This is a genomic window from Janthinobacterium sp. B9-8, from assembly GCF_000969645.2.
Classification (GTDB): Bacteria; Pseudomonadota; Gammaproteobacteria; order Burkholderiales; family Chitinibacteraceae; genus Iodobacter.
This window is the reverse complement of the sequence record NZ_CP014222.1, coordinates 2,534,581-2,550,598: the sequence shown is the minus strand read 5'-3', so window position 1 is coordinate 2,550,598 and position 16,018 is coordinate 2,534,581. Positions and strand designations below refer to the sequence as shown.

General features: G+C 48.8%; 14 protein-coding genes. 6 read left to right on the top strand and 8 right to left on the bottom strand.

Features of this window, described 5'->3' with window-relative positions; genetic code table 11:
* Positions 1-127 precede the first annotated feature (127 nt).
* The 6 genes from hscB to cysE all read right to left on the bottom strand — a co-directional run bounded on the left by hscB (position 128) and on the right by cysE (position 4,477).
* Positions 128-661 carry a Fe-S protein assembly co-chaperone HscB gene (gene hscB / locus VN23_RS11350; RefSeq protein ID WP_046350769.1) on the bottom strand — a complete coding sequence of 178 codons (534 nt, stop codon included), beginning with the start codon at positions 659-661 and terminating at the stop codon, positions 128-130.
* 198 nt (positions 662-859) lie between these two features.
* Positions 860-1,183, bottom strand: a complete 324-nt coding sequence (gene iscA / locus VN23_RS11345) for an iron-sulfur cluster assembly protein IscA (protein WP_046350770.1) — start codon at positions 1,181-1,183, stop codon at positions 860-862.
* 85 nt (positions 1,184-1,268) lie between these two features.
* Entirely contained in the window at positions 1,269-1,649 is a 381-nt protein-coding gene (gene iscU, locus VN23_RS11340; RefSeq protein ID WP_046350771.1) for a Fe-S cluster assembly scaffold IscU, read from the bottom strand.
* Between the two features lie 161 nt (positions 1,650-1,810).
* Positions 1,811-3,025, bottom strand: a complete 1,215-nt coding sequence (locus tag VN23_RS11335) for an IscS subfamily cysteine desulfurase (protein WP_046350772.1) — start codon at positions 3,023-3,025, stop codon at positions 1,811-1,813.
* Positions 3,022-3,507 carry a Fe-S cluster assembly transcriptional regulator IscR gene (gene iscR, locus VN23_RS11330; RefSeq protein WP_046350773.1) on the bottom strand — a complete coding sequence of 162 codons (486 nt, stop codon included), beginning with the start codon at positions 3,505-3,507 and terminating at the stop codon, positions 3,022-3,024. Before iscR ends, VN23_RS11335 begins: the two co-directional genes overlap by 4 nt.
* Before the next feature lie 142 nt (positions 3,508-3,649).
* Entirely contained in the window at positions 3,650-4,477 is an 828-nt protein-coding gene (cysE, locus tag VN23_RS11325) for a serine O-acetyltransferase (RefSeq protein WP_257722051.1), read from the bottom strand.
* Between the two features lie 53 nt (positions 4,478-4,530).
* Here cysE and glgB point away from each other — a divergent pair, with 53 nt between their 5' ends.
* From glgB to VN23_RS11300, 5 genes are all read left to right on the top strand, one after another.
* Positions 4,531-6,711 (top strand): 1,4-alpha-glucan branching protein GlgB, encoded by a 2,181-nt coding sequence (glgB, locus tag VN23_RS11320; protein ID WP_046350775.1) that lies wholly within the window; start codon positions 4,531-4,533, stop codon positions 6,709-6,711.
* Between the two features lie 330 nt (positions 6,712-7,041).
* On the top strand, positions 7,042-9,069 hold the full coding sequence (glgX, locus tag VN23_RS11315) for a glycogen debranching protein GlgX (protein ID WP_046350776.1): 2,028 nt from the start codon (positions 7,042-7,044) through the stop codon (positions 9,067-9,069).
* A gap of 476 nt (positions 9,070-9,545) precedes the next feature.
* On the top strand, positions 9,546-11,171 hold the full coding sequence (locus tag VN23_RS11310; RefSeq protein WP_046350777.1) for an alpha-D-glucose phosphate-specific phosphoglucomutase: 1,626 nt from the start codon (positions 9,546-9,548) through the stop codon (positions 11,169-11,171).
* A gap of 374 nt (positions 11,172-11,545) precedes the next feature.
* Complete coding sequence (locus VN23_RS11305; RefSeq protein ID WP_046350778.1) at positions 11,546-12,208, top strand: OmpA family protein; 663 nt, start codon at positions 11,546-11,548, stop codon at positions 12,206-12,208.
* Positions 12,209-12,510: 302 nt separating this feature from the next.
* Positions 12,511-13,236, top strand: a complete 726-nt coding sequence (locus tag VN23_RS11300) for a 1-acylglycerol-3-phosphate O-acyltransferase (protein ID WP_046350906.1) — start codon at positions 12,511-12,513, stop codon at positions 13,234-13,236.
* On the opposite strand, the gene VN23_RS11295 is transcribed toward VN23_RS11300, so the two are convergent.
* Both VN23_RS11295 and VN23_RS11290 read right to left on the bottom strand, forming a co-directional pair.
* Positions 13,219-13,956 (bottom strand): alpha/beta fold hydrolase, encoded by a 738-nt coding sequence (locus tag VN23_RS11295; RefSeq protein WP_046350779.1) that lies wholly within the window; start codon positions 13,954-13,956, stop codon positions 13,219-13,221. The genes VN23_RS11300 and VN23_RS11295 overlap by 18 nt on opposite strands.
* Positions 13,953-14,963: a M14 family zinc carboxypeptidase gene (locus tag VN23_RS11290; protein WP_046350780.1), complete on the bottom strand. Its 1,011-nt coding sequence runs from the start codon at positions 14,961-14,963 to the stop codon at positions 13,953-13,955. Before VN23_RS11290 ends, VN23_RS11295 begins: the two co-directional genes overlap by 4 nt.
* A gap of 276 nt (positions 14,964-15,239) precedes the next feature.
* Between VN23_RS11290 and VN23_RS11285 the strand changes: the two genes are divergently transcribed.
* The gene (locus VN23_RS11285; protein WP_062654883.1) at positions 15,240-16,007 is read left to right on the top strand and encodes a substrate-binding periplasmic protein; all 768 of its coding nucleotides are present in this window, start codon (positions 15,240-15,242) and stop codon (positions 16,005-16,007) included.
* Positions 16,008-16,018: the final 11 nt, after the last annotated feature.

Here is a 16,018-nt window from a genome sequence, read left to right as displayed (position 1 = left end):
TGCGCTGTCACTATTCAGGTTCGCAAAAAACACGAGGTAAAACCGGATCATTTCATCAAGTCTTCTCTGTGTAACTCCGTGTCCTCTGTGGTTCAAGGGTGGGTTTTAGCGCTCTGATAATGAGCGACTAAAACAGCAGGGTTTCGATGGCGTCGCCAATTTCCTGCTCTAATTTTTCCATAAAGCGAAGTTTACGCACGGCAACCGTTGCCGCGCTTAAATCATGGGTTTCGTCCAGCAGACTGGCAAGGTGTTGCTCTAGCGCGCTGGTTTCAGCGGCGAGCTCTCTGCCGATATTTTCCAGACTTTCAATATTTTGCGTGGCTTTTGCATCGCCAATCGCCTCACGCCATTCCATTTGATTCATTAAAAAATCAATCGGCATAGCGGTATTGCTTTCTTCCTGCGTGTCGACGCCGGCCAGCTTTAATAAATAGCGGCCACGGTTGATCGGCGATTTGAGCGTTTGATAGGCTTCATTGACTTGAGTGGCAATCTGCAAGCTCATACGGCGCATGGCATCGCTTTCGCTGGCAAAGCGATCAGGATGATAAGTTGCAAGTAAGGAGCGGTAATTGCTGTCAATGCTGCGCTGATCGAGGGCAAACTGGGCAGGTAAGTCGAAAAGGGCGAAGTGGTTTTGCGTAAAGTCGAAGTTCATGGCATTTTTTGGCGGGGAAGGGGATGAAATGCGGCTTTAAAACCCAAATCTTAAACCACGGAGGAAAAGGAGACCGCGGAGTTACACTGAGAAAAACTAATTTTAGAGTGGGTGTTCTCTAGTTTGTTTTTCTCGTTTTTTTCTCCGTGAGCTCCGTGTTGAAGATTTATGGTTTTAAAGGTTTTCTGCATTTGCGTACTAAACGTTAAAGCTTTCGCCGCAGCCGCACTCGTTTTTAACGTTGGGGTTATTAAATTTAAACCCTTCGTTTAGACCTTCTTTGGTGAAGTCCAGCTCGGTGCCGTCTAGATAGGCGAGTGATTTGCTGTCGGTGAAGATTTTTACGCCGAAGCTTTCAAACGCCAGGTCTTCCTCTTTGGCCATATCGACAAATTCGAGCTTATACGCCATGCCAGAACAGCCTGAGGTTTTAACGGCCAAACGCACGCCTAGACCTTTGCCACGCTTTGCTAGAAAGTTGGAAATATGGGTTGCTGCGCTTTCGCTTAATGTAAGAGCCATTTTTTTGCCTCGCAATAAATACCTTAGGGCGTGAAGTCCGAGGTGTTTTTCGGACTATTACGCCGCTAGGTGAACCACATCAGTATTAACCGTGCTTGGTTTTGTAATCTGCTACCGCTGCTTTAATAGCGTCTTCTGCCAGGATAGAGCAGTGGATTTTAACCGGTGGCAGCGCTAATTCCTCGGCAATTTGTGTGTTTTTAATGCTCAAAGCTTGATCGAGCGTCTTGCCCTTTACCCATTCGGTAACGAGGGACGACGATGCAATCGCCGAGCCACAGCCGTAGGTTTTAAACTTGGCATCTTCGATAATGCCATCTGCGCCCACTTTGATTTGCAGCTTCATCACGTCGCCACAGGCCGGAGCGCCCACCATGCCAGTGCCTACGGTGTCGTCGCCTTTTTCAAACGCGCCAACATTACGTGGGTTTTCATAGTGATCCAGAACTTGTTCGCTGTATGCCATTTTGTGTGCCTCTTGATTCGGTTATTACGGTACTGGTTTGCTGTTAAGTCAACTTTGTTCTGGCGATGGATCGCTGTTCTGAGCAAGGCGCAAAGTGGCGACGTTTACAATTGTAAACGAGCTACTTTGCAACGCAGCTCAGGACGGCGAGGCGCGCCAGATTAGTGAGCAGCCCATTCGATTGTGGATATGTCTATGCCTTCTTTGTACATATCCCAAAGCGGCGACAGCTCGCGCAGTTTGCCGATTTTGCTGCGGATCAGGGCAATCGCAAAGTCGATTTCTTCCACGGTATTAAAGCGACCGATGGTGAAGCGAATCGACGAATGCGCCAGCTCATCCGAGCGGCCAAGGGCCCGCAATACATAGGAAGGCTCTAAAGACGCCGATGTACACGCAGAGCCGCTGGATACGGCCAGCTCTTTTAATGCCATCACGAGTGATTCACCTTCAACGTAGTTAAAGCTCACATTCAGATTATGTGGAACACGTTGTTCCATATCACCATTCAGGTGGACTTCTTCGATGTCGGACAATCCTGCCCACAGGCGGTCGCGCAGCATACGCATGCGTTCCAGCTCGGTGCCCATATCTTCTTTAGCAATGCGGAATGCTTCACCCATACCAACGATTTGGTGCGTAGCCAGTGTGCCAGAGCGGAAACCGCGCTCATGTCCGCCACCGTGCATTTGTGCTTCTAAGCGGATACGTGGTTTGCGGCGGATATACAGCGCGCCGATGCCCTTAGGGCCGTAAGTCTTGTGTGCTGAAAAGCTCATTAAATCGACTTTTAATACGCTTAAGTCGATGGCGATTTTGCCAGTGGCTTGCGCGCTGTCCACGTGGAAAATAATGCCTTTTTCGCGGCAAATTTCACCAATGGTGGCGATGTCCTGAATCACGCCAATTTCGTTATTCACCGACATCACCGAGATCAGGATGGTGTCTGGGCGAATGGCGGCTTTCAGCACATCCAAATCAAGCAGGCCGTTGTCTTTTACATCTAAATAAGTGACTTCAAAGCCTTCGCGTTCCAGCTCGCGCATGGTATCCAAAATGGCTTTGTGTTCTGTTTTTACAGTAATTAAATGCTTACCTTTGGCTTGGTAAAAGTGCGCTGCACCTTTTAAGGCTAGGTTGTTGGATTCGGTTGCGCCGGAAGTCCAGACGATTTCTTTTGGATCGCAATTAACCAGCGCGGCAACCTGTTCACGCGCTTCTTCTACCGCAGCTTCTGCTTCCCAGCCAAAGGCGTGTGAGCGTGAAGCCGGGTTGCCGAAGTGCTCGGTTAAACAGGGAATCATCTTGGCGGCTACACGTGGATCAACCGGTGTGGTGGCTGAGTAGTCAAGATAGATAGGTTTGGTCGCGCTCATTTTGCGGATGCTCCGGATTCAATACGAGAAGGCTTGATACTGCCGAGTAAAATGCTGTCATTGCAGCGTTTTTGCTTGGCCTGATGTTTGTCTATCAACTGCGCCAGACTGATCGAGGCGAGGTAATCAAAGATCGTGCTGTTCAGACTCGCCCAAAGGTCGTGCGTCATACATCGTCCTTCGTCATGGCAGTTTTCTTTGCCGCCACATTGGGTGGCGTCCAGTGGCTCGTCCACCGCTAAAATAATATCGGCAACGGTAATCAGACTGGCGTCTTTGGCCAGGCAATAGCCGCCGCCAGGCCCGCGTACGCTGTCTACCAGCTCGCGTCGGCGCAGCTTGCCAAACAGTTGCTCTAGATAGGAGAGCGAAATATGTTGGCGTTCACTAATGCCGGAAAGCGTTACCGGCCCTGCGGATTCTCGCAGTGCAAGGTCTAGCATTGCCGTTACAGCAAAACGGCCTTTGGTCGTCAGTCGCATGATTTTCCTCTCATTACAGGCCAATCCTAAAATACCAGAGTGATTTAGTCAAGTATTAATGAGGGGGCGTAAGTTGGGAGTAGGTGGCTTATATGAGGGAGAAGTGAGTGGTGATCTGTTTCGACTCCCCTCTCCCAAACATTTAATCCACAATCCGGTTGAGATAGCTTGGATCAAACTGATCGCCCTCTGCGCGTTCTGCCTCGCAATTGAGGCCAAGCTGTTCAAGCTTGGCCAGAATGGCTTCGATGCGCTTATCGGTGCAAACCGAATGATCGAGCATGCCGTGAATGGCTTTTACGATGGGGTCATTCATGTCGGCAGAAATACCATAGGCTGAAAAGCCCATTTGCTCGGCTTTCGCCGCCCTGGATTTATCTGCTTCTTCAATAATTCGGGCGGGAATGCCCACTGCGGTGGCATTGCGAGGGACGTCTTTGACTAGCACTGCGTTCGAGCCGACTTTGCCGCCCTCGTGTACGGTAATCGGGCCAAGGATTTTTGCGCCTGCGCCCACAATCACGCCGCGCTCTAAAGTAGGGTGGCGTTTGCCTTTATTCCAAGACGTGCCACCTAGCGTTACGCCATGATAAAGCGTGCAATCGTCACCAATTTCTGCGGTTTCGCCAATCACAATACCCATGCCGTGATCGATAAACACGCGGCGGCCAATCGTTGCGCCTGGATGGATCTCAATGCCGGTGATAAAGCGTGAAAAGTGCGACACCATCCGCGCTAGTAGCTTGCAATCCCTTCGCCACAAACCATTCGCTACTAAGTGCAGTGAAAGCGCATGAAACCCCGGATAACAGCAGACCACTTCCAGAATATTGCGGGCGGCAGGGTCGCGGTCGAAGACCACAGAGATATTTTCACGCAGGCGAGCAAGCATAGTGGGGTAAGCAGCTGGGGCTAAAGTTGAGCATTTTACTCGACTTTGAGTACTAAGGGGAGCGCTTACTGGAGGCAGTGGCTATGATGAAAGCGAAATTGTAGGATTAATCGGATATTACGCAGGCATTTATGAGCGGGCTTAATTTTAATGAAGTAGAGGCAATCTGCAGTGGCTGCCACAGCGATCCTTTTGCCGTGCTCGGCATGCATCTGGATGGCAGCACGCTTTGCGTGAGGGCATTTTTGCCAGAGGCCGGTGCTTGTGTGGTGATTGATAGCGCAACAGGCCGCCGTCTTGCATCCTTAAGCCAGATTGACGAGCGAGGCTTATTTGCTGGCCGCATCCCTCGGCGCAAAAAAGCATTTAGCTATCGCCTTGCGGTGCAGTGGGGTGAGCAAGAAGTTTTGCTGGACGATCCTTATCGTTTTGCGCCGATTTTGGGTGAGATGGATGTATGGCTATTAAGTGAAGGCACGCATCATCGCCCCTTTGAAAAACTGGGTGCTCATCCGCAGGAAATAGATGGCGTAAGCGGCGTGGCTTTTGCTGTGTGGGCACCAAACGCCCAGCGGGTCGCGGTGGTCGGAGATTTTAATCTTTGGGATGCGCGCCGACATGGCATGCGTTTGCGGCAGGAATGCGGCGTATGGGAGATTTTTATTCCCGCCGCCCCGCAAGGTGTTTGTTATAAGTTCGAGATTCTTGATCAGGCGGGCGCTCGTCATCTAAAGGCCGACCCTTACGCCTTTGCCGCCGAGCTGAGCCCCGGCACAGCTTCCAAAGTGGCGGGATGTTTGCCCAAAGTGCCTGAATTTGCAGGCAGGCGGGCGGCGAATCAGGGCGATGCACCCATCAGCATTTATGAAATTCATTTAGGCTCTTGGCGGCGCGTGCCGGAAGACGGCCATCGTAGCCTCAACTGGCATGAGTTGGCCGCGCAGTTGCTTCCCTATGTTAAAGCGCTGGGCTTTACGCATGTGGAGCTATTGCCCATCAGCGAGTTTCCTTTTGATGGCTCATGGGGCTATCAGCCTTTGGGCTTGTACGCGCCGACGGCAAGGCTGGGCAGTGCGGAGGATTTTAAATCTTTTGTGCAAACCGCACATGAAATGGGCTTGGGCGTTTTGCTTGACTGGGTGCCGGGGCATTTTCCGAGCGATGGTTTTGGCTTGGCGCAATTTGACGGCACGCCCCTGTTTGAACACAGCGATCCAAAGGAAGGCTTTCATCATGATTGGAAAACGCTGATTTACAATTATGGCCGCAATGAAGTTAAAAATTATTTAATTGGCAATGCCCTGTATTGGATAGAGCGCTTTGGTGTGGATGGCTTACGAGTCGATGCCGTAGCGTCGATGCTCTACCGCGATTATTCACGTGAGGTAGGGGAATGGATCCCGAATGAATTAGGTGGGCGGGAAAACTTAGAAGCCATTGCCTTTTTGCGTGAAATGAGCGAAATCCTCGCCAGCGAATGCCAATATGCGGTGACTTTTGCCGAAGAGTCGACGTCTTTTCCTGCCGTCACCCAGCCAGCCAATCGAGGCGGGCTGGGCTTTAATTACAAATGGAATATGGGTTGGATGCACGATAGCCTAGGCTATATGCAGCTCGATCCTATTTATCGGCAACATCATCACGATCAAATGACATTCAGCCTGATGTATGCCTTTGATGAGCGTTTTGTATTGCCGTTATCGCACGACGAAGTGGTGCATGGCAAAGGCTCGATATTAAGCCGTATGCCGGGGGATATCTGGCAGCAATTCGCTAATTTGCGCGCCTATTACGCCTTTATGTGGGCGCATCCGGGTAAAAAGCTTTTATTTATGGGATCAGAATGGGCGCAGCTTAGGGAATGGTCGCATCAGCATAGTCTAGATTGGCATTTGCTTGAATCAACATGGCATCGCGGCGTGCAAGCCTTGGTGCGAGATTTAAACCAAACTTACCAAAGCCAGCCCGCCCTATATCAAATTGATTTCGAAGCACGCGGCTTTAATTGGATTATTGCCAATGACGCACGGAATTCAATTTTCGCCTTTAGCCGCCATGCTGAAAATAACGATGATTTTGTGTTGATTATTAGCAACTTCACCCCTGAAGTGCGCTATCAATACCGAGTAGGCGTGCCCAAGGCGGGGCGCTATATTGAAATCATTAATACCGATTCGATGTATTACCAAGGCGGCAATGTGGGGAATGGCGAATGCCAGAGCGAAAACATCGCCAGCCAGCAATATCCGCAATCTTTATGCCTCACCATTCCCCCTTTAGCGACGATCTATTTAAAGTGGCTGGGTGAATAAATAATGTAGCTTGGATTTGCTGGTTTGTATCATTGTTGTGAACGATGAAACCAGCTAATCCATATATTTAGGCGGTTTGTATATTTGAAGGATTGTTAAATCTTAAACCACAGAGAACACTGAGGACGCAGAGATTCACAGAGGAATGCATTTTTAATAAATAGTTGATGGTTGTTTGGGTAAAAGAAAATGTTGGATTTTTAGTGAAAAATAAATATGCCATAAATGATTAATCTTTTTTGTGAATTTCTCTGTGGCGCTCTGTGTTCTCTGTGCCCTCTGTGGTTCAAGGTTTAGCCATTTATATTGCGTAATAAAAAGGGAGTACTTATGAAGCTGGAAGAAGGAACGCCGTATCCATTGGGAGCAACCTTTGATGGTGATGGTGTTAACTTTGCCTTGTTTTCTGAGCATGCCACGCGGATAGAGCTTTGCCTGTTTGATGCTTCAGGCATCAATGAAGCCGCGCGTTTTGAACTAACTGAATGCTCTAACGATATCTGGCATGGCTATTTGCCGGATGCGCCTGCTGGGCTGGTTTATGGCTACCGCGTGCATGGGCCTTACCAGCCTTTGCAGGGCCATCGCTTTAACCCTAACAAAGTGTTGCTCGATCCTTATGCTCGCGCCATTGTGGGCGAGTTTAATAATGATCCACGTAGCTTTGGCTATCAGGAAGATCAGCCCACTGCACTAGACCCGATCGATAATGCGGCGATTGCCTTAAAAGCCAAGGTAATTGCCGAGCCTTATGATTGGGAAAACGAGAAAGCGCCGCGCACGCCATGGGTGGAAACGGTGATTTACGAAGCGCATGTGCGCGGCATGACCATGCTGCACCCGGATGTACCAGAGGATATTCGCGGCAGCTATGCCGGTTTGGCGCATCCCGCCGTATTAGCGCATTTAAAAAAGCTGGGCATTACAGCAATTGAATTATTACCCGTGCATTTCTTTTTAGATGAATCGCATTTATTAAGGCAGGGATTAAGTAATTATTGGGGTTATAACAGCCTCGGTTTTTTTACCCCAGAAACGCATTATTGGTCGGGGCGGGAAGGCACTACGCCTTTATCTGAATTTCGCGATATGGTGAAAGCGCTGCATGGTATTGGTGTCGAGGTATTGCTGGATGTGGTGTTTAATCACACGGCAGAATCGAGCGATATGGGGCCCACTTTATCGTGGCGGGGCATTGATAACGCCAATTACTATGTATTAAGGCAGGGCCAGCTCGATCAATATGAAAACTGGACCGGCTGCGGCAATGTGCTTAATTTAAGTCACCCGCGTGTTTTGCAAATGGTGATGGATAGCCTGCGCTATTGGGTGAGCCAATGTCATGTGGATGGATTTAGATTTGATTTAGCGCCAATCTTAGGCCGGGTCGATCATCATTTTAGCCCGCAAGCACCCTTCTTTATTGCTATTCAGCAAGACCCCCTTTTATCGAGTGTGAAACTCATTGCCGAGCCTTGGGATATTGGCCACGGCGGCTATCAGCTTGGGCATTTTCCAAATGGCTGGGTGGAGTGGTCAGATCAGTTTCGTGATGTGATGCGCAAATTCTGGCTGCACGATGGTGTGCACCGCGCGCTCTTTGCCCAGCGCTTTGCTGCATCTAGCGATTCATTTCATCACCAGGGGCGGCGGCCGGTATCGGTGGTGAATTTTATTTGCGCCCATGACGGCTTTAATCTGCGCGATATGGTTTCGTATAACCACAAACATAATCAGGCCAATAAAGAGCATAACCGTGATGGGCATAATCATAATTTAAGCTGGAATTGCGGAGAAGAAGGCCCAAGCAAAGACGCGGGCGTGAATATCTTGCGATTACGTTCGATGAAAGCTATGCTGGCGACCGTTTTGTTAGCACAAGGCACGCCGATGTTTTTGGCGGGTGACGAGCTGGGACATACGCAGCAGGGCAATAACAATGCGTATTGTCAGGATAATGAAATCAATTGGCTGAATTGGCAGCAGGCTGAGCCGGGCCTTGCTGAATACGTGGCCGAGCTGATCGCGATTCGTAAATCCTGCTCTGTGTTGATGTCTGGCCGCTGGTGGACAGGCGTTCATGATGAATGGGGCAGGGCCGATGTGGAATGGCTCAACCCATCTGGCGCACCGCTGCATTCGCACGATTGGCAAGATGCAGGCGGCAGGGCGATGATGGTACAGCTAGGCGGGCGTTTATTGATCATGATTAATGCATCTGCTCACCAAGTACATTTTCGCTTGCCAGCAGGGATGTGGAGCCTGAGACTAGCTAGCACAGGGGACGCCGAATCAGAAATCAACCCCCACGATTGCCGCGTTGCGGCAAGGAGCGTGACGATTTTGGAGAGTAGTTGAGGTTCACTCCATGTGGCGAACTAAAGTTAAAAAGATCTTTTTAGTGCCTTCGGCACGTTGATTTAGGAACGGTAGCCACCGTGGGGGCGTTCTTTTCTTGAACGGCCAAGAAAAGAACCAAAAGAAGGCCGCCCCACGAAACACGAAGGCCCTCATCTGCGGACAATCGAGCGGTGGCTGCGGGACTCGCTCGCAGGCTCGCTCAAACAGGCATCAAAGAAACCCCGCCCGCTTGTTCCTCGCTTCGGCGTGTTTCAAGGGGATTCTAAAGCCCCGTGCAGAGAGTGTGGTCATTATGTTTTTCGTAGTTTGCAAAGGTAAAATCAAATTTAACTAGCTCATAAGTACGAATCGCGAAGCATTCCGTAGTTGCTCAATTGCTTTTCTCCGTGAAACTCCGTGTCCTCTGCGTCCTCCGTGGTTCAAGATTGGGGTTTTCGCGAGATCACCCCATTCATTTCAATAAGGAATACCGTTTGAAAGTCATCCACACACAGCCTATTGCTGGTCAACGCCCTGGTACTTCGGGCTTACGCAAGAAAGTCACCGTTTTTCAGCAGCCGCATTATTTAGAAAACTTTGTACAGGCTATTTTTGATGCTGTGCCCGCACTTAAGGGGGGCACGCTGGTGTTGGGTGGGGACGGGCGTTTTTATAATCGTGTGGCGGTGCAGATTATTTTGAAAATGGCTGCTGCCAATGGTGTCGCTCAGGTGATTCTCGGGCGGGGCGGGATTTTGTCTACGCCAGCGGCGAGCGCTGTGATTCGCAAATACGCGGCTACGGGCGGGATTGTTTTATCGGCCTCGCATAATCCGGGTGGGCCGGATGGCGATTTTGGCATTAAATACAATACTGATAACGGTGGCCCCGCAGCAGAAAAAATCACCGAAGCCATTTACCAGCACACCACGACTATCCGCCAATATCAGATCAGTGATGCAGCGGATTTAGATTTAGACGTATTAGGCAGCCTTAGCGTGGCAGGCATGGCGGTGGAGATCATCGATCCTGTGGCCGATTACGCCGTGCTGATGCAGGACTTATTTGATTTTGACGCGATCCGCGCATGGTTTGCTGCAGGCCACCGTATGCAATTTGACGCCATGTCGGCAGTCGCTGGCCCTTATGCGGTGGAGATTATCGAAGGTCTGCTCGCCGCGCCGCGTGGCACGGTGGTGAATGGCGTGCCGCTGGAAGACTTTGGCGGCCATCATCCCGATCCTAATCCCGCCCATGCCACCGCGCTGATTGCCGCTATGTCTGCGACCAATGCGCCAGACTTTGGCGCGGCCAGCGATGGTGATGCAGACCGGAATATGGTGCTGGGTCGCAACTTTGTCGTTACACCATCGGACAGCCTAGCCGTATTGGCTGCCAACGCTACTTTGGTACCGGGCTATCGCAAAGGTTTGGCCGGTGTGGCTAGATCCATGCCGACGTCCGCAGCGGTGGATGCCGTGGCTAAAGCGCTGGGTATTGCCTGCTATGAAACGCCAACGGGTTGGAAGTTTTTTGGCAACCTGCTCGATGCGGGCAAGGTGACGCTCTGTGGTGAAGAGAGCTACGGCACAGGCTCGGATCATGTGCGGGAAAAAGACGGCGTATGGGCAGTGTTGTTCTGGCTGAATTTGCTGGCGGTGACGGGTAAATCGGTCGAGGAAATCATTACCGCACATTGGGCACGTTTTGGCCGCCATATTTATTCCCGCCATGATTTTGAAGAGATCGCCAGCGATGCAGCGGAAAGCTTGATGACCGCACTCAGAGCACGTTTGCCCGAGTTGGCAGGGCAGAGCTTGGGCGGCCAAGTGGTGAGCCTTGCCGATGATTTTGCTTACGATGATCCGGTCGATGGCTCGCATAGCGCCAAGCAGGGTGTGCGGATTATTTTTGCTAATGGTGATCGGATTATTTACCGGCTTTCAGGTACAGGCACGGCAGGGGCGACGCTAAGGGTTTATCTGGAAAAATATCAGGCGGATATTGTCCGGCACAGTGTGGAAACGCAGACGGCTCTCGCTGACTTAATTGCGGTTTCACGCGAGCTTGCACAAATTAAATCTTTTACCGGCATGGTTCAGCCTACGGTTGTGACTTAAGCCTGCTTGTGGTGCTTCCTTGCTGATTTGCATTGTGGTTTTGGGCGATGTAAATCAGCATTTATCTATTCAGCTTAAATAATCTGCCTGACGCACCGCTAGGCCATGCTGGGTGGTGGCTGTGAGGTTCTTCTCTTTTTTGTCGTTCTTTACTCTTTTTTATTTGTGCTTTTGAATGGCCTTGGGGGTTTAAGGTTTTGTTTATAAAAAGTAATATAATTTTATACTTATACCCGATGGGTAATATACCCAAATCCTTTTGAATGATTTTAAGTCTAAGCCGTTTACAATCAGGCTTTATTCATTGAGTTCAATATTGAATCAACATCGCTTTTAATAAGTGGTGCCGGGTTTGATATTTAAAAGGAGTTGGCATGCGTATCACCCTTCCTCTTATTCTTGCGTTAACGCTTTCAGCGTGTGCCACCAATGATCTGGGGGAAAAGCGCGATTTAAACAAAACCGAGCTGGGCGCTTTGATCGGTGTGGTAGGCGGTGCGGTGGCTGGCGCTGCAATTAATCATAATAACCGTGGCAAGGGTGCATTGATTGGTGCTGTGGGCGGTGGCTTGGCTGGTGGTGGCATTGGTTACTATATGGATAAGCAAACTAAAGATTTTCAGCAGCAATTAGCGGCAGAAATTCAGCGTGGCGATATCACTGTACAAAAAATGGCCGATCAATCCCTGTTGGTCAGCATGACATCCAATACCGGCTTTGATACCAATTCTTCGGTCCTTAAATCTGCTTATACCCCGACACTCGATAAAATTGCCAAAATTGTGAATCAGTACGGCAAAACCAGTGTTTCTATTGTGGGCCATACCGATAACACTGGTAGCGTTGCCATTAATCAAAGCGTTTCCGAGCGCCGCGCTCAGGCAGTATCGGATTATTTTGTGAGCCGCAATGTGAATGCCATTCGTCTTGATGCATCTGGCCGAGGTAAGGCAGAGCCGCGTGCTAGCAATGATACTGAAGCAGGCCGTAGCTTAAATCGCCGTGTTGAATTACGGATTGTGCCGGTTGCTGCATAAGGCTTGATGGCGTAGCAATATTTTATATAAAGCTAAATCTTGAGCAGCAGAGAACACAGATGGCCATAGGGTTTGATCGCAAAGAATGATTACTGATCGTCCATATCGGCAATCAAAAGCTTTGTTTGGCCCTGTCTTCCCCTATTGAGGACAAGCGGTGGTTTTTGTGTTCTTTGTGGCTTAAGATTTTTAGCGCTTTCTATTTATTGTTGATCTGATCAGGTTTAGCCATTCGGCGGCTTTGATTGTGAAAAATGCCGTAGATCCGTACACTGCTGCCCTTTCTTACTGTGGGCGCTTTTATGCTTTATTCCCTTCGAATGCTTTTGATGTCGGTGCACTTTATTGTGGCAGGCATGATCGGCATCCTGATTGGCCTGTGCCGCCCATTTAATCCTGATAACAGCCGGCTTTGTGGTCGTCTTTATTCCTTGCCTGCCATGCGCATTCTTGGCTTTAAAGTGAGAAAAGACGTAGAAGGCTTGCTAGAACATCAGCGCTCTTGCGTGATTATTGCAAATCATCAATCGAATTATGATTTATTTGTTTTTGGCGGCGTGGTGCCTGCGCGCACCGTGACGATTGGTAAAAAAAGCCTGAAGTGGATTCCATTTTTTGGTCAGTTATTCTGGCTGGCTGGCAATGTACTGATCGATCGTGGTAATGCGCAGCGGGCTAAAAAAGCCATGCTATCGACCACCGATACCTTGCAGCATCAAGATACGTCGATCTGGGTATTTGTAGAAGGCACGCGTAATAAAGGCCGTGGTTTATTGCCATTTAAAAAAGGTGCATTCCAAATGGCGATTAGTGCGGGTGTGCCTATTTTGCCGGTATGCGTGAGTACTTATATGAATCATATGCAGCTTAATTGCTGGCATGGGGCTGATGTGCTGATGAAATCGCTCGCTCCCATTCCTACAGCAGGTTTAACGCAGGATGATTTGCCCGCACTGATTGAAGAATGCCGCAATCAAATGCAGGCGTGTATTCAAGCGATGGATGAGCAATTAATGCAAGCCCGATAAATATTGTTCTATTTGCTTTAATGCCCAATCGCCGTCGTCCAGCGGTAAATCGTGCCCTGCCTCTGTGTGAACCCGGCAGGGCACTTGCCATTTAGAGGCCAGTGTTTGCGAGCAGGCAGGGCTGACGAGTTTATCTTTGGCCCCGGATAGTAGTAAGAGCGGCACATTGGGCTGATGGGCTCGGTAGCGTATCGCTGCCGTTAATTGGCGCAGAATATTGCTGCTGGAAACAGGGAATTGTTTTTGAAACTGAATCCATTGCTCTAATGCAGCCTGTGGTTTATTTGTACTCGTTAGTTCTAAAATGATTTTTTCTTTGCCTTGTACATTACTAAACAATAAGCGAATTAAAGCCGGAATACTTTGCAGCCGCAATCGGTGGTAAAAAGGATTGATGGGCCGCAAGCTGGTATTGATCAGCACACAAGCACGTATTTCGTGAGGAAATGCATTGGCCCAAGCCACGGCAGCCATTGCACCTAGGGAAATAGCCAGTATATAAAAGGGGCCGCTAATGTGTTGCTCTGCTAACGTTTGGCGAATATGGGCGACCATATCGCTGATATGGCTCAGGCTTTTTTCTTGATGCAATACCCCATTACCAGGCCAATCAATCGCGATGATTTGATCCTCGGGGTATTGGGCCTGTAGCTTGGGAATAAAAGCGCCCCAATGGCGGGATTCCCGCATTAAGCCGCGTAATAGAACCCAGGTTTTCATAATATGCCATACCACAAAGCTTCTGCTTCTTCTTTGCAGTTTAAATAATGATTAGTTTTGGGTAGCCAATGGCGATGATCGTGTACTGCACGTAATAAAAACTCAAATAGTAATAAATGGCTGCGTAATACTCTTTGCTGGCGGTGGGGCACAATGGGATTAAATAGACCAAGCAGAGACATTAATTGCCGTGGGTTTTTTTTAACCCATAGCCAAGAGCCTAGTTCCAGAGTGAGCGGTAAAAACAAATGGCCGCTTCCTTGGTTTTCCTGATAAAGATAATCCCAAATATCACCGTGAGTACAGTATTGCAAAGCCTGTGGTTCTATTACATAGGGGTGGTGCGGATAGCTTTGATCAAACAGGGATTTAAGTGCGTAGATTTCAGGTAAATTGGGAAACGGCGTGCGGGTATGGGCATAGGGAAACCAGAGCCGGTCTTTTAAGCCAAACCCAGAATGGCAATCTAATGCCACACTAAACGGGCTATTGAGTAATTGGGTTTTAACCACGCTGCAAAGTGCTTGGTTTTCTAATTCCATCGGTGAATTAAATTCGCCCCTATACCAAGGTAAAAGGTGGCTTATGCGGTGGCCGCCCACGAGGAAAGAGGTTTTTTCGCAAGATTCAACCGGGGCATTACGCATTAAATCGACGCCATGCCCGTTGCTGCGGGTACCGCGGGCAATGCCGATTGGATTAATCAGCGGCATAAACACAAGGCGCATGGTTTCCAATTTGCGCTGCAAGCTGCTGTCCCAGCGCCGCCTGACTAATAAAGAGCGTAAAAAAGCCAGCACAATCTGGCTGCCAATGCGCTCCAGCCCGTGCACGCCGCCAAAAAAACCAAGCACGGGCGCTTCGGGTTTTTGGTTGCCCATACTGATGCTGTAAAGGGGAAAGCTGATCTCTGCACTTTTGACTTCACCATGCTGTTGTAAATGGAGTGCATCACCTGCTTGCAGGATGATTTCTTCCAGCTCAATCAGTTCAGGTAATTGCAGCATGGCTTACCTATTCAGTGGTCAGTTTCAGTCAGAATACTTGATAGTAAGTGACTTGCCTGATGCGTGCAGGTTTTAAATCCGCGGTTAAAACGATTCTGTGGTTTTTAAGGTCTTGATTTTTAGTGGAAACAGGCTGCGGCTACAGAAGCGGGTATCAGCGGCTTATCTGTTTGTGTTGCGTACTATGGCTCAGGCGGAAACGCACATCATGGGCTATTCTGAAGGCGGAAGTTTGGATGATGTATTGCTTTTAGCCGCCGGATAAGGAGTCAGCTGGTGAGGCTTTTCATTGCTTATATGCTTTTATTTTTTGCCGCAAAAATATCTGCGGCAGAGAAAGTGATTATTGAAGGCGATGATGACTATGCACCTTATTCTTATATTGAAAACGGGCAATATAAAGGTATTTATGTTGATTTTTTAAAGCTTGTTGCAGAAAAACTGGCACCTGATTATTTGCTGGAGCTGCAGCCTGTTCCGTGGAAGCGTGGTTTGAAAGGTATTGAAAATGGCCGTGTTTTTGCTTTGTTTCCGCCTTATCTGAATAAAGAACGCCGTTATATACAGGCCTATTCTGTGCCCGTTTACCGGGAGCGCGTGGTGTTGTTTTGTCGGGAAGATATGATTTCCCCCACTCGTAAAGCGTTTCCAAAAGATTTTTATGGTTTGGTTATTGGCGTTAATCTTGGATTTACACTGGGTGACAAAATGGTGGCAGCGGTTAAAACAGGTAGGCTGAGTATTGAGGAGGTGAAAGGCAATGATACAAATATTAAGAAATTACTGGTGGGGCGGATCGCTTGTTATGCTAATGACAGATTATCTGTTATTTACAGCTTGAAAAAATGGAAGGATGCCTTTGATGCATCAAAAATAAAATTAATTGAAGTCGCAGAAATTTCAGAAGAAGACGTATTTATTGCGTATAGCAGTGAGTATAAGTGGCCTGAAAAAGAAGACTTTATTTTAAAAATGAATGCTGCCGTTGAAGAGTTGAAAAAAACCGGCATTATTACGAAAATGATTAATGAATATACCCAGTAATTATCCTGTGG

Coding starts and splice junctions, on each gene's coding strand:
- hscB (WP_046350769.1), bottom strand. CDS start 661: ATGAACTTCGACTTTACGCAAAACCACTTCGCCCTTTTCGACTTACCT.
- iscA (WP_046350770.1), bottom strand. CDS start 1,183: ATGGCTCTTACATTAAGCGAAAGCGCAGCAACCCATATTTCCAACTTT.
- iscU (WP_046350771.1), bottom strand. CDS start 1,649: ATGGCATACAGCGAACAAGTTCTGGATCACTATGAAAACCCACGTAAT.
- VN23_RS11335 (WP_046350772.1), bottom strand. CDS start 3,025: ATGAGCGCGACCAAACCTATCTATCTTGACTACTCAGCCACCACACCG.
- iscR (WP_046350773.1), bottom strand. CDS start 3,507: ATGCGACTGACGACCAAAGGCCGTTTTGCTGTAACGGCAATGCTAGAC.
- glgB (WP_046350775.1), top strand. CDS start 4,531: ATGAGCGGGCTTAATTTTAATGAAGTAGAGGCAATCTGCAGTGGCTGC.
- glgX (WP_046350776.1), top strand. CDS start 7,042: ATGAAGCTGGAAGAAGGAACGCCGTATCCATTGGGAGCAACCTTTGAT.
- VN23_RS11305 (WP_046350778.1), top strand. CDS start 11,546: ATGCGTATCACCCTTCCTCTTATTCTTGCGTTAACGCTTTCAGCGTGT.
- VN23_RS11300 (WP_046350906.1), top strand. CDS start 12,511: ATGCTTTATTCCCTTCGAATGCTTTTGATGTCGGTGCACTTTATTGTG.
- VN23_RS11295 (WP_046350779.1), bottom strand. CDS start 13,956: ATGAAAACCTGGGTTCTATTACGCGGCTTAATGCGGGAATCCCGCCAT.
- VN23_RS11290 (WP_046350780.1), bottom strand. CDS start 14,963: ATGCTGCAATTACCTGAACTGATTGAGCTGGAAGAAATCATCCTGCAA.